This window comes from Stenotrophomonas terrae (assembly GCF_001431465.1).
Classification (GTDB): Bacteria; Pseudomonadota; Gammaproteobacteria; order Xanthomonadales; family Xanthomonadaceae; genus Stenotrophomonas; species Stenotrophomonas terrae.
The window spans coordinates 1-14005 of record NZ_LDJJ01000032.1 but is presented as its reverse complement, the minus strand read 5'-3'; the positions used below and the strand labels follow the sequence as shown (position 1 = coordinate 14005).

6 protein-coding genes and 1 pseudogene are annotated in these 14005 nt (G+C 63.5%); 2 read left to right on the top strand and 5 right to left on the bottom strand.

What is annotated here, in order from left to right; translation table 11 throughout:
• Positions 1 to 4 precede the first annotated feature (4 nt).
• Positions 5 to 1084, bottom strand: coding sequence for a homocysteine S-methyltransferase family protein (locus ABB27_RS09855; protein WP_057628531.1), 1080 nt, complete (start codon positions 1082 to 1084; stop codon positions 5 to 7).
• Positions 1085 to 1105: 21 nt separating this feature from the next.
• Complete coding sequence (locus ABB27_RS09850) at positions 1106 to 2035, bottom strand: ArsR/SmtB family transcription factor (protein ID WP_057628530.1); 930 nt, start codon at positions 2033 to 2035, stop codon at positions 1106 to 1108.
• A 102-nt stretch (positions 2036 to 2137) separates the two neighbouring features.
• Here ABB27_RS09850 and ABB27_RS09845 point away from each other — a divergent pair, with 102 nt between their 5' ends.
• Positions 2138 to 3310, top strand: a complete 1173-nt coding sequence (locus ABB27_RS09845) for an acyl-CoA dehydrogenase family protein (protein ID WP_425477523.1) — start codon at positions 2138 to 2140, stop codon at positions 3308 to 3310.
• Positions 3311 to 3571: 261 nt separating this feature from the next.
• Here the strand turns inward: ABB27_RS09845 and ABB27_RS09840 are convergent, their stop codons facing one another.
• The 3 genes and pseudogenes from ABB27_RS09840 to ABB27_RS09830 all read right to left on the bottom strand — a co-directional run bounded on the left by ABB27_RS09840 (position 3572) and on the right by ABB27_RS09830 (position 8592).
• Positions 3572 to 6736 (bottom strand): efflux RND transporter permease subunit, encoded by a 3165-nt coding sequence (locus ABB27_RS09840; RefSeq protein ID WP_057628528.1) that lies wholly within the window; start codon positions 6734 to 6736, stop codon positions 3572 to 3574.
• A 24-nt stretch (positions 6737 to 6760) separates the two neighbouring features.
• Positions 6761 to 7930: pseudogene (locus ABB27_RS09835) on the bottom strand (efflux RND transporter periplasmic adaptor subunit); the annotation flags it as partial.
• Entirely contained in the window at positions 7930 to 8592 is a 663-nt protein-coding gene (locus ABB27_RS09830) for a TetR/AcrR family transcriptional regulator (RefSeq protein ID WP_057628526.1), read from the bottom strand. The gene ABB27_RS09830 and the pseudogene ABB27_RS09835, both read right to left, overlap by 1 nt.
• 246 nt (positions 8593 to 8838) lie before the next feature.
• Between ABB27_RS09830 and ABB27_RS09825 the strand changes: the two genes are divergently transcribed.
• Complete coding sequence (locus ABB27_RS09825; protein ID WP_057628525.1) at positions 8839 to 13821, top strand: NAD-glutamate dehydrogenase; 4983 nt, start codon at positions 8839 to 8841, stop codon at positions 13819 to 13821.
• The last annotated feature ends 184 nt before the right edge of the window (positions 13822 to 14005 follow it).

Here is a 14005-nt window from a genome sequence, read left to right as displayed (position 1 = left end):
TTCCTCATGCGGCCTTGTCCGCAGCCAGCGGCAGCCTGCGTGGCGGCAGCCCGGCGACAGCTTCGGCAATGGCGCGGATATGATCGGGCGAGGTGCCGCAGCAACCGCCCACCAGGTTCAGCAGGCCGGACTGGGCGAACTCCTTGAGCGTGGTGGCCATTTCCTCGGGCGTCTCGTCGTACTCGCCGAAGGCATTGGGCAGGCCGGCATTCGGGTGCGCGCTGACATAGCCACTGGAAATCTGCGCCAGCGTTTCCACATGCGGGCGCATGTCGGTGGCGCCGAGTGCACAGTTGAAGCCGATCGACAGCGGCTGGCCATGCGAGACCGAGGCGTAGAAGGCTTCGGCGGTCTGCCCGGACAGGGTGCGCCCGGAGGCATCGGTGATGGTGCCGGAGATCATGATCGGCAGGCGTCCACCGCGCGCATCGAATACTTCCTCAATGGCGAACAGCGCCGCCTTGGCATTGAGCGTGTCGAAGATGGTTTCCACCATCAGCGTGTCGGCGCCGCCGTCGATCAGGCCTTCAATGGCCTCGCGGTAGGTTGCGCGCAGTTCGTCGAAACTGGTGTTGCGGAAGCCGGGATCGTTGACGTCGGGGCTGATCGAGGCGGTGCGGCTGGTCGGGCCGAGCACACCGATCACGAAGCGCGGCTTTGCCGGGTTGATGGCTTCGATGGCATCACAGCATTGGCGTGCAACCTGGGCACCGGCCTTGTTCAACTCATACACCAGGTGTTCCAGGTGATAGTCGGCCTGGCTGACCGAGGTGGCGTTGAAGGTATTGGTTTCCAGCAGGTCCGCACCGGCTTCAAGGTAGGCGGTATGGATGCCGGCGATCACCTCAGGCTTGGTCAGCAGCAGGAGATCATTGTTGCCCTTCAGGTCGTGCCCGCAGCCGGCGCCGTGGACGTGCTGGCTGTCGAAGCCCTCGGCAAAGCGTTCGCCGCGATAGTCGCCTTCCTCCAGCCGATGGCGCTGGATCATCGTTCCCATCGCGCCGTCGATGATCAGGATGCGCTGGGCCAGGGCATCCAGCAGCTTGCGGACGCGGTCGGGGTGGAGCCAGGGGAGGGCTTGCATAGGGCGGGCCGGGTGCTCGTGTCAGGGTTGGTGCGCGATCAGCGAAATCACTTCGAAATGCGGCGGGCGTTTTTCGCGGGTGACGGTCTCCAGGCTGGAAACCACCAGCCCGGCCTTTTCCACGAACTTGCGCAGTTCCTTGCCGGTGAAGCCCAGGTTGACGTGGCCATAGGCTTCCACCGCGGTCTTGTGCTCGTGGCGGGCCAGGCTGCACAACATCAGCCGGCCTTGCGGACGCAGTACACGGGCGCATTCGGCCACGGCCTTGGCCGGTTGGCTGGAGTAGGTCAGGGCGTGCATCAGCACCACCAGGTCGAAGCTGCCATCGGCGAACGGCAGCTTGTGCATGTCGCCTTCCAGCACCTCGACATTGGGCAACTTGCGCAGGCGCTCGCTGGCGGCGGCGACAACGCGGGCGCTGGTATCGATGCAGACATAGCGTTTTGCATGCGGGGCCAGTAGCTCGGCCAGAACGCCGTCGCCGGAGGCGATGTCCAGCACGTCACCGGTTTCCAGCAATGGCAGCGCGCTGCGCGCCATCGCTTCCCAGGTGCGGCCGGGCGAATAATGGCGCTCCATGTCGCCGGCAACACTGTCTGCCCAGTTCTGGTCGGCGGCACGCATGGCCAGTACCGAGGGCACACGCTCGGCATCCTGGCGCAGCAGGGGATCGTCGCTGCCGCTGCTCAGTGCATGCCACAATGCGCGCTGCGCCGAATCCAGCGCGGCTTCGTCAAAGCGGTAATACGCCGAGACTCCGGCGCGGCGATCGCGCACCAGACCGGCTTCCTTGAGCCGGGCCAGATGGGTGGACACGCGTGGCTGTGCCAGCGTGGTGATGGCCGACAGTTCGGCCACAGTCAGTTCTTCCTGCTCAAGCAGCGTCAACAGACGCACGCGCGTCGCATCGGCGAACACTTTCAGACGGGTTGACCAGTCTTCCAGATCCATAAATATCTACCTATCGCGATATAGAGATATTTTCGTTGTATTGCCGGTTCCGGTCAAGAAGATGCATAGGCTGAACGGGGTTGCGATGGTTACAATCGCAACTTGATAAACCCTGGGAGGGGTGTAGTGGACTTCAGTTTTTCCGACGAGCAGCTGATGCTGCAGGACGTCGCCCGCCGTATCGCCAAAGAAAAGATCGCCCCCAGCGCCGAGCACTTCGACGCCACCGGTGAGTACCCGCTGGAGAACATCCGCCTGCTCGGCGAGAACGGCCTGATGGGCATCGAAGTGCCGGTGGAATACGGCGGCTCGGGTATGGATCCGATCTCCAGCGTGCTGGCGATCATCGAAGTCTCGGCGGCCGATGCGGCCCATGCCACCATCATGTCGGTCAATAATTCGCTGTTCTGCAACGCGGTGCTGGGTTACGGCACCGAGGCGCAGAAGCAGACCTATGTACGTGCGATTGCCGAAGGCAGCGAGATTGGCGCCTTCGCGTTGACGGAGTCGCAGTCCGGTTCGGACGCCACCGCCATGCGGTGTCGCGCGGTCAAGCAGGCTGATGGTTCGTTTGTGATCAACGGCCAGAAGAGCTGGATCACATCGGGCCCGGTCGCCCGTTACATCGTGTTGTTTGCGATGACCGACCCGGACAAGCGCTCGCGCGGCATCACCGCTTTCATGATCGACACCCGCAAGCCCGGCTTCGGCCGTGGCAAGACCGAGCCCAAGCTGGGCGTGCGCGCATCGGCAACCTGCGAGATCGAGTTCCAGGACTATGTTGCCGCTGCCGAGGACGTGATCGGCAACGAAGGCGAGGGTTTCAAGATCGCGATGAGCCTGCTGGATTCGGGCCGCATCGGCATCGCCTCGCAGGCGGTGGGAATTGCGCGCGCGGCGTACGAAGCCTCGCTGGCCTATGTGAAGGATCGCAAGTCGTTTGGCGCGCCGATCGCCAGCTTCCAGATGATCCAGGCCAAGATCGCCGACATGAAGTGCAAGCTGGACGCAGCGATGCTGCTGACCCTGCGCGCCGCCTGGACCAAGTCGCAGGGCAAGCGGTTTTCAACCGAGGCCGCGGTGGCCAAGTTGACCGCCTCGGAGGCGGCGATGTGGATTGCCCATCAGGCGGTTCAGATCCACGGCGGCATGGGCTATTCCAAGGAAATGCCGTTGGAGCGTTATTTCCGTGATGCCAAGATCACCGAGATCTATGAGGGTACCTCGGAGATCCAGCGCTTGGTGATTGCGCGCAACGAAACCGGCGTGCGCTGATCGGGATGCAGTGCCGAGCCATGCTCGGCAGCGGCATTCCCTCATGTAGTGCCGAGCCATGCTCGGCAGGGGCTTTACCGGTAATGCCCTTTGCCGAGCATGGCTCGGCACTACAGTAGAAGCTTTGCCGGTAATGCCCCTAGCCGAGCATGGCTCGGCACTACAGTAGGGGCTTTACCGGTAGTGCCCCTTGCCGAGCATGGCTCGGCACTACATACAGGAGCGTAAAAAAAAGCCCCGGCATTGCCGGGGCTTTTCGTATCAGCGGTTTTCCTGCACCGCGCGAACCTTGTGCTGTTCGATGTACTCCTTGGACTGTTCGTCCAGCTTGTCACCGAGCATGCGCCGCACGCTGACGAAGAACAGCGGGATCAGCAACACGCCGATGACCGTGGCGAACAACATGCCGCCGATTACGCCGGTACCCAGCGAATGACGGGCGTTGGCGCCGGCACCGGTGGAGATGGCCATCGGCAGTACGCCGAGGATGAACGCAAACGAGGTCATCAGGATCGGGCGGAAACGCAGATGTGCCGCTTCGATGGTCGCCTCGCGCAGGGTCTTGCCGGCTGCACGCTGCTCGACCGCGAATTCCACGATCAGGATCGCGTTCTTCGCCGCCAGACCAATCACCGTCACCATGCCGATCTTGAAATACAGATCGTTGGGCAGGCCGCGCAGCAGCGAGAACACCACCGCACCGAGGATGCCGATCGGCACCACCAGCAGCACCGAGACCGGGATCGACCAACTTTCATACAGCGCGGCAAGGCACAGGAACACCACCACGATCGACAGCACCATCAACAGGGTTGCCGCGTTGCCGGCCAGGATTTCCTGGTAGGACATGCCCGACCAGTCATAGCCGAAGCCGGCCGGCAGGTCGTCATGTACCAGTCGCTCCATGGTCGACATGGCCTGGCCGGAGCTGCTGCCCGGGGCCGGTGCACCGACGATGTTGACCGCCGAGTAGCCGTTGTAGCGGTTCAATGCCGGCGGGGCATAGATCCACTCCGACTTGACCACCGAGCTGAGCGGGATCATCGCCGGCTGGCCGGTGGCGTCCTTGCTCAGTGAGCTGGGCACGAAATAACTGTTGAGCGATTCCGGGCCGGTGCGGTAGGCGGCGTCGGCCTGCATGTTGACGCGCTTGATGCGGCCGCCATAGAAGAAGTCGTTGACGTAGACCGGCGCCAGCATCATCTGGATGGCGGTATAGACATCATTGACCGATACGCCCATGGCCTGGGCCTGCACACGGTCCACCTTGAGCTGCAGCTGCGGCGAGTTTTCCAGCGTATTGGGGCGTACCCCGACCAAGGCCTTGTCCTGCCCGGCCGCACCCAGCAAGGTGTTGCGGGCGTTCATCAACGCCTCCTGGCCGGCACCGGTACGGTCCTGCAGCCACATGTCGAAACCACCAAACTGGCCCAGGCCCTGCACGGTCGGCAGGTTGACGAAGAAGATCTGCGCGTCCTTGATGCCGTAGGCCTTCTGGTTCATTTTCTGGATGAACTCAGGCGCGGTCTCCTTGCGTTCGCTCCAATCCTTCAGGCGGACGAAGGCCATACCCACGTTTTCACCGGCACCGATGAAGCTGAAACCGGTGATCTGCATCAGGCCTTCAAACGCATCTTCCTGCTGCAAGGTGCCGAGCAGCTGGTCGAATACGGCGGTGGTACGGGTCTTGGTGGCGCCCGGCGGCAACTGCACGATGGCCAGCGCATAGCCCTGGTCTTCTTCCGGCAGGAAGCTGCCCGGCAGGCGGGTGAACAGGAAGCCACACAGAACCAGCAGCAGTGCGAATACCATCAACCAGCGCGGGGCGTGCTTGATGACGCCGCCGACGGTGCCGACATAGCTCTTTTCCAGCTTGCCGTAGTACTTGTTGAAGGTGCGGTAGACCCAGTTCGGGTGCTCGTTGTGGGTGGGCTTCAGGAACGCGGCACACAGCGCCGGGGTGAAGGTCAGCGCCAGCAGGGCCGAGAATGCCATCGCCATGGCGATGGTCAGCGCGAACTGTTTGTAGATCTCACCGGATGCACCCGGCTGCAGGGCAGAGGGAATGAACACTGCGGCCAGCACCACGGTGATCGCCACCACGGCGCCGGTGATCTGGCTCATTGCTTTCTGCGTGGCTGGCTTCGGGTCGAGCTTCTCCTCGCTCATGATGCGTTCGACGTTTTCGATGACGACGATGGCGTCATCGACCACGATGCCGATTGCCAGCACCATCGCGAACAGAGTCAGCTGGTTGATGGTGAAGCCAATCGCCAGCATGCCCATGAAGGTGCCGAGCAGGGCGACCGGGATGACCAGGGTGGGGATGATCGTCGCGCGGAAGTTCTGCAGGAAGATCAGCATCACCAGGAACACCAGGATGATGGCTTCAACCAGGGTGTGGATCACTTCCTCGATCGAGATGGTGACGAAGGTGGTGCTGTCGTACGGGGTGAACCAGCTCACGCCGGGCGGGAAGCTCGGTGCCAGCTCGTCCATCTTGGCGCGCACCGCCTCGGACACGTCCAGGGCGTTGGCACCGGGCAGCAGCTGGATGGCGAACACTGCCACCGGCTTGCCGTTGTACTTGGTGTCATAACCGTAGTTGGTGGCGCCGAAGGAAACCTTGGCCACGTCCTTGAGCTTGACCACGCTGCCGTCGCTATTGGCCCGCAGGATGGTGTTCTCGAACTCTTCCGGGCTGCTGTAACGGCCTTCGGCGGCGACAGTTGCGGTGAAGGCCTGGCCATTGGGGGCCGGGTCGCCGCCTACCGAGCCTGCCGCGAACTGCAGGTTCTGGGTGCCGATTGCGTTGTACACATCGGTCGCCGACAGGTGGTAGCCCTGCAGCTTTTCCGGGTTCAGCCAAATGCGCATGGCGTATTCGGAACCGAACTGCTGGGTGCTGCCGACGCCGGGAACACGCGAGATCTGCTCCAGCACGCGCGCACCGACAATGTCGTTGAGCGCATCACGGTCGACGTTGCCGTCATCCGAGCGCACGCCCACGGCCATCAGGAAGCCGGCGTTGGCCTTGGCCACCACCACGCCCTGTTTGGTTACTTCCGAAGGCAGTCGCGGGGTTGCCAGCGAGACCTTGTTCTGCACCTGCACCTGGGCGATGTCGGCATTGGTGCCGCTGTCGAAGGTCAGGGTGATGGTGACCCGCCCATTCGATGCCGACGACGAGCTGAAGTACATCAGGTTGTCGATGCCGGTCAGCTGCTGCTCGATCACCTGGGTGACCGATTTTTCCGCGGTGGACGCACTGGCGCCCGGGTAGTTGGCGGTGACGGTCACCTGCGGTGGCGCCACGCTCGGATAGGACTCGATACCCAGGTTGAGGATCGAGATCACGCCGCCAAGCGAGATCAGGATCGCCACCACCCAGGCGAAGACGGGATGCTCGATGAAAAATTTAGGCATGGTGGAGTCCCGTTATTCTTTCTTTGCCGGGGCTGCGGCCGGCGCGCCAGCAGCGGGCTTGGCGGCGTCGGGCTGCCATGGTTTGGCAACGGCCGGGGCGCCTTCCTTGACCTTCTGGATACCGGAAACAATGATCTGATCGCCAGCGGCCAGGCCAGAGGAAACCAGCCAGTTGCTGCCCTGCTGGTTGTCCAGGCTGACGTTCTTGCGTGCGACCTTGCCGTCCTTGCCCACGACCAGCACGTAGCCGCCCTGGGTATCACGCTGCACCGCCTGCTGCGGTACCAGGAAGGCGTTGTGGCGCTCGCCCAGGTTGGCCTTGAAGCTGACGAACGAGCCCGGCAGAAGGATGTGGTCCGGGTTGGGCAGCTGCGCACGCAGCGATACCGTGCCGGTGGCCGGATCGACCGTGGTCGAGGAGAAGTCCAGGCTGCCTTCGTGGGCGTAGGCACTGCCATCGGGCAGGTTGACCTGGACGGTGGTCTTGCCGTCGCCGGCCAATGCCACCGCGCCCTTGTCCTGGGCCGCACGCAGCAGGCTCAGTTCGTCGGCGGTCATCGAGAAGTTCACATACAGCGGATCGATCTGGTCGACGGTGGTCAGCAGGGTTACATCACCCTGGCCTACCAGGGCGCCTTCGGTGACCTGCTGTTTGCCGGCCTGGCCAGCGATGGGCGAGGTGACCCGCGCATAGCCCAGGTTGATGCGGGCAGCGGTGACGGCGGCTTCGGCCTGCTGCACGGCGGCGGCCGAGGAGCGTTCGGCGGCTTCGGCACTGTCCAGGTCGGACTTGGATACATAGCTCTGCGGTGCCAGCGAGCGCGCGCGGTTGGCGGTGGCACGGGCGTTGACGTAGGTGGCGCGGGCGGCAGCCAGCGCACCTTCGGCAGAGGCCAGCGACGCCTGTAGCGGCGCAGGGTCGATCAGGAACAGCACCTGACCTTCCTTGACCGTGCTGCCTTCTTCGTAGACGCGCTTCTGCAGCACGCCGGCCACGCGGGCACGGACGTCGGCCGATCGGAACGGCGACAGCCGGCCAACCAGCTCACGCTGCAGGGGCAGGGTCTGCGGTTTGGCGTCCACCACGCCGACCTCCTGCGGAGGCGGAGCGGCTTGCTCCTGCGGCTTTTTGCAGGCGGCAAGGCTCAATGTCGCTGCACAGGTGAGAGCGAGGAGACGGAGTGGGGCGGTCATCAGGAGAAACTCCGGGTGTTGTTTTTATTTGAGGCCGTGGTGGCTTCATGCGCCGGCGCAAACGCACGCAGGAAACCATCGGTGGCAAATTCGGCCCAGCGGCGACGGTCCTGCGGATCGTCGCGGTGGGGGGCATGGAATCGCTGTCGTTCAAAATCCTGGCCAGCAATCATGCTTACTAACAGCTCGGCCATGAAATGCGGGTCGTCATGGTTGAGGCGGCCGCGGAGCATTTCGGTATGCATCCATTCAGCTACATGGTTCCGCAGCGCCTCGCTGCTGCCTCGGTACATGTATTGCGCTTCGTCACGGAACTCATGCGCGCTGGCGCCGATCAGCTGGGCAGTACGGCGGGCGCTGGGTTTGTTGCGATGTTCGAGGTAACCAACGGCGAAGTCGAGCAGGATCTGACGCAAAGGTTTGTCTTCGTCCACCACCAATGCGGCGGTGGCGGTGGAAACGTGCAACTGCATGGCCTGGCGCAACAGCTCGCGTTTGCAGCCATAGCGGCTGTACAGCGTCTGCTTGGAACAGCCTGCAGCTGCCGCGACGGCATCCATACTCAGGCGTATTCCCTGCTTGGCCAATAGCTCCCGCACCGCTTCGAACACGCGCTCATCACGCGCGTCGATTGGCGCGGGGCTGATAGGAGGGTTTGGCATAAGCGGTGGACTATACCGTCCAGTTCAGAAACACCGCAACGTAATTCGTCTTTCACTCCTGTTGGTGAGCAAACGAGATTCAGGTGGCGGACATCGTCGCGGCACCGGCTACCACCAAATACATGGCTGTCGCCATCGTTTCTGCCCGGATTGCGCTGCAGATAATGCGGCCCTGCAGCAAGGTTCTTTTTGTTACCAGCGATACAATCGCGGTTTCTCCAACCGAGCAACACCCAAAGCTCTGCCATGAAATCGCAAAACAGTGCTGCCAAGTCCGTAAAGACGAAATCCAAACCGGCTGTAAAGCAGAACATCGCAGACGCCGGCCTCTCGCTAGAACCGGTATTTGCAGCCTTGCGGAAGCGTTATCCCGCTGCAGCCGCGCAGGCGCAGGCAGTGGCATTTGCTACGGCGTTCTACAAGCGCATGGAGGCCGACGAGTTCAAGCTGCACTCGGCCGACGACTGGGCGGTGCTGGCCGCCGGCATGCTCGAGTTCGCCCGCAGCCGCAAGCCGGGCAAGGCCAATGTGCGTGTGTTCAATCCCACGCTGAAGGCTGATGGTTGGGAATCGGCGCATACCGTGCTGCAGATCGTCAACGACGACATGCCGTTCCTGGTGGATACGGTGACGCTGGCATTGGCCGAGCAGGGCATCGGCGTGCACGTGCTGGGTCACCCGGTGATCAACATCGCGCGCGACAAGGCCGGCAAGCTCAGCGGCGTTGGCAATGGTGCGCTGGAGTCGGTGATGCTGCTGGAGATTGATCGCCAGCCGGCCGACGCGCTGGACGCGATCGCCAAGCGTGTCACCGCGGCGGTGGACGACGTGCGTGCCATCGTCAATGACTGGCAGCCGATGACCGACAAGGCGCTGGCACTGGCCGATGACCTGGGCAAGCGTTCGCTGCCGGTCAGCAAGGCCTCGCGTGCCGAGGCGCAGGAGTTCCTGCGCTGGGCCGCCGACAACCATTTCACCTTCTTCGGCTACCGCGAGTACAAGGTCGAGAAGAAGGGCAAGGAAGAAGTGCTGGTCGCCCAGAACGGCACCGGCCTGGGCCTGATGCGCGGCAAGGACACGATGGTCGCGCGCCCGGTCAAGGGCCTGGCGGCGGAAGGCCTGAATGCCACCAGCAGCCTGCATGACGCGCTGATCCTGACCAAGACCAATGCCCGTTCGCATATCCATCGCGGCGGCTACATGGACTACATCGGCGTGCTGGAATTCGACGCCAAGGGCAAGATCATCGGCGAGCAGCGCTTCCTCGGCCTGTTCACCTCCAGCGCCTACAACCGCCGCCCGTGGGAAATCCCGCTGGTGCGCCAGCGCTACGAAAACGTGATGGCACGTTCGGGCCTGAGCCTGTCCAGCCACAGCGGCAAGGCACTGCGCCATATTCTGGAGTCGTTGCCGCGCGAAGAACTGTTCCAGTCCAGCGAGGATGAGCTGTTCCGCACCGCCATGGGCGTTCTCGGCCTGCAGGAGCGCGTGCGCAGCCGCCTGTTCCTGCGCCGCGACAAGTTCAGCCGCTTCATCTCGGCGCTGGTGTTCCTGCCGCGCGAGCGCTTCAACACCGACGTGCGCCTGCGCGTTGAAAGCATGCTCAAGGACGCCCTGCAGGGCGAATACGTCGATTCCAGCGTGGTGCTGGGCGACTCGCCGCTGGCCCAGGTGCACCTGATCGTGCGTCCCAAGGCCGGGCAGAGCCTGGAGCTGGACGTGGAGGGCATGGAGAAGCGCCTGGCCCACGTGCTGCGCAACTGGCAGGACGATCTGCGCGAAGCGCTGGTCAGCAGCCACGGCGAAGGCGAAGGCCTGCGCATCGCCTCGCGTATCGGCAAGGCACTGCCGGCCGGTTACATCGAAGACTCCAGCGCTGAAATCGCTGCGGCCGACGTTGCCCAGCTGGACGCCCTGACCGGTCCGGACGATCTGCGCCTGAGCCTGCAGGCCATCCGTCGCGATGGCGTCGATGGTCTGCGCCTGAAGCTGTACCGCCAGCTGGAAGACATTCCGCTGTCCGACGTGCTGCCGATGATGGAAAACATGGGCCTGCGCGTGATCGCCGAGCGCCCGTACAAGCTGATGGTCGATGAAGCACCTGTCTATGTGCAGGATTTCGAGGTTGAATCCACCATCGGTGCGATCGACCCGGCCAGTGCCAATGCCTCCTTCAGCGATGCCTTCGCCCGCGTCTGGCATGGCGATGCCGAGAACGACGGTTTCAACCGTCTGGTACTCGGCGCCGGCCTGGACTGGCGCCAGGTGTCGATGCTGCGCGGCTACTGCAAGTACCTGCTGCAGATCGGCGTGCCGTTCTCGCAGACCTATGTGGAAGGCACCTTCAACCGTTATCCGCTGCTGGCACGCCTGATCGTGGAGCTGTTCGAAGCCCGCTTCGAGCCGACCCCGTCGGCCGACAAGGCGGTGCTGGATGCACAGCTGGCCCAGTTCAAGCAGCTGGCCGGTGACGATGCCGCCACCCTCAAGCTGCTCGACGGCGTGGTCAAGGCGCGCAAGAGTGAGCGTGCAGCGCGCATGGCGCTGGTCCACGAAGTGCTGGTCAAGCTGCTCGACGGCGTCTCCAGCCTGGACGAAGACCGCATCCTGCGCAGCTTCATCGGCGTGATCGAAGCCACCCTACGTACCAGCTATTACATGGTGCGCAAGGATGGCGTGCGTGCCGATGGCGGCCCGGCCGATTACATCAGCTTCAAGTTCGATGCCGCCAAGGTGCCGGACCTGCCCAAGCCGCGTCCGTACCGCGAAATCTTCGTTTGCGGCCCGCGCGTTGAAGGTACCCACCTGCGCTTCGGCCCGGTGGCCCGTGGTGGCCTGCGTTGGTCGGACCGTCGCGAAGACTTCCGCACCGAGGTGCTGGGCCTGGTCAAGGCGCAGATGGTGAAGAACACCGTGATCGTGCCGGTTGGCTCCAAGGGCGGTTTCTTCGCCAAGCAGCTGCCGGACCCGGCGGTGGATCGTGATGCATGGTTCGCCGAAGGCGTGGCCTGCTACAAGCGCTTCATCAACGGCCTGCTCGACATCACCGACAACATCGTCAACAACAAGATCGTGCCGCCGCAGGGCGTAGTGCGTCATGACATGGACGATCCGTACCTGGTCGTGGCTGCCGACAAGGGCACCGCCACGTTCTCCGATACCGCCAACGGTATTGCCCGTGCGCACGGCTTCTGGCTGGACGACGCGTTCGCTTCCGGCGGCTCGGTTGGTTACGACCACAAGGGCATGGGCATCACCGCGCGTGGTGCGTGGGAGTCGGTCAAGCGCCACTTCCGTGCGTTGGGCCGTGACTGCCAGAAGCAGGACTTCACCGTGGTCGGTGTCGGCGACATGTCCGGCGACGTGTTCGGCAACGGCATGTTGCTGTCCGAGAAGATCCGCCTGGTCTGCGCCTTCGACCACCGCCACATCTTCCTGGACCCGAACCCGGTAGCTGCAAGCTCGTTCAAGGAACGCGCGCGCATGTTCAAGGTGCCGCGTTCGAGCTGGGCCGATTACGACAGCAAGCTGATCAGCAAGGGCGGCGGCATTTACCCGCGTTCGCTCAAGTCGATCGAGATTACCCCGGAAGTGCGTGAAGCACTGGGCATCGACGCCGGCATCAAGGCGATGAACCCGACCGACCTGATCAACGCCGCGCTGAAGGCGCCGGTTGACCTGCTGTGGAATGGCGGCATCGGTACCTACGTCAAGTCGGCCAGCGAGACCAATGCCGATGTCGGCGACCGCGCCAACAATGCGTTGCGCGTCAACGGCGGCGAGCTGCGCTGCAAGATCGTGGGCGAGGGCGGCAACCTGGGCATGACCCAGCTGGGCCGCATCGAGGCGGCGCAGGTAGGTGTGCTGCTCAACACCGACTTCATCGACAACTCGGCCGGTGTGGATACCTCCGACCATGAAGTCAACATCAAGATCCTGCTCAACGACGTGGTGCGCGCCAAGAAGCTCACCGTCGACCAGCGCAACAAGCTGCTGGCCTCGATGACCGACGAAGTCGGCGAGCTGGTGCTGATGGACAACTACCGTCAGAACCAGGCGCTGAGCCTGATGGAGCGGATGAGCAGCAAGCGTCTGGGCTCCAAGCAGCACTTCATCCGCACGCTGGAGAAGCAGGGTCTGCTGGATCGCCAGATCGAGTTCCTGCCGTCCGACGCCGAGCTGTCGGCACGCAAGCTGCGTGGCCAGGGTCTGACCCGTCCGGAGCTGGCGGTACTGCTGTCGTACTCCAAGATCGTCGCCTTCCAGCAGCTGCTGGAATCCGATATTCCGGAAGACCCGTACCTGTCCAAGGAGCTGCTGCGCTACTTCCCGCTGCCGCTGCAGAAGAAGTACGCCGATGCGATGGAGCGTCACCGCCTGAAGCGCGAAATCATCGCCACGGCCGTGACCAACCAGACCATCAACCGCATGGGCGCCACCTTCCTGATGCGCATGCAGGAAGATACCGGCCGTACCGTGGCCGAGGTCGCCAAGGCCTATACCATCAGCCGCGAAACGCTGGACGCACGTGCGCTGTGGACGCAGATCGATGCCCTGGACGGCACCTTGCCGGAAGCGGTGCAGGTGGATGCACTGGAAGTGATCTGGAAGCTGCAGCGTTCGTTCGTGCGTTGGCTGCTGACCCGTCCGGGCGCGATGCCGGGCATCACCGCCGCGGTGGACCGTTACCAGGGGCCGTTCAACGACATCCGTGTCGCCTCCGGCGTGCTGCCGGATTCGCAGCGTCCGGCCTATGAGGCCAGCGTTGTGGCATGGAAGGAGAAGGGCTTGCCGGCAGCATTGGCACAGCAGTTGTCCGAGCTGCAGTTCCTGGAGCCGGCGTTCGACATCATTGAACTGGCGCGTCCGCGCAAGCTCAAGCCGGTGGACGTATCCAAGGTCCACTTCCGCCTGGGCGAAGCCCTGCAGATGCCGTGGCTGTTCGAGCAGATCGACGCGCTGGAGGTCAATGGCCGTTGGCATGCGGTTGCCCGCGGCGTGCTGCGCGACGAGCTGGCTGCACATCAGCGCGCATTGGCCGGCCAGGTGCTGTCGATGAAGGGCGCGACCGCCGAGGCCAAGGTGGCTGCGTGGTTGGGCCGTGATGACAGCGGCCTGCGCTTCACGCTGGCGATGCTGGCCGAACTGGCCGAGCAGAAGACGCTGGATTACCCGACCGTTTCGGTTGCGGTGCAGCGCTTGGGCCAGCTGGCTGCGCACGGCGCTTAAAGCGTTGGGTTTTTGTTTTGGAGAACGGGCCCTTTGGGGCCCGTTCTTTTTTGGGGTGAGGGGAAGCTTTTGGGCATTACCGGGAAAGCCTCTGCCGAGCATGGCTCGGCACTACAGGCCCCCCTCCCGCTCGCGGGAGAGGGGTTGGGGTGAGGGGAAGCTTTTGGGCATTACCGGGAAAGAG

What these genes read in the sequence shown, in the direction of transcription:
- ABB27_RS09855 (WP_057628531.1), bottom strand. Translation starts at nt 1,084, where the DNA reads ATGCAAGCCCTCCCCTGGCTCCACCCCGACCGCGTCCGCAAGCTGCTG.
- ABB27_RS09850 (WP_057628530.1), bottom strand. Translation starts at nt 2,035, where the DNA reads ATGGATCTGGAAGACTGGTCAACCCGTCTGAAAGTGTTCGCCGATGCG.
- ABB27_RS09840 (WP_057628528.1), bottom strand. Translation starts at nt 6,736, where the DNA reads ATGCCTAAATTTTTCATCGAGCATCCCGTCTTCGCCTGGGTGGTGGCG.
- ABB27_RS09830 (WP_057628526.1), bottom strand. Translation starts at nt 8,592, where the DNA reads ATGCCAAACCCTCCTATCAGCCCCGCGCCAATCGACGCGCGTGATGAG.
- ABB27_RS09825 (WP_057628525.1), top strand. Translation starts at nt 8,839, where the DNA reads ATGAAATCGCAAAACAGTGCTGCCAAGTCCGTAAAGACGAAATCCAAA.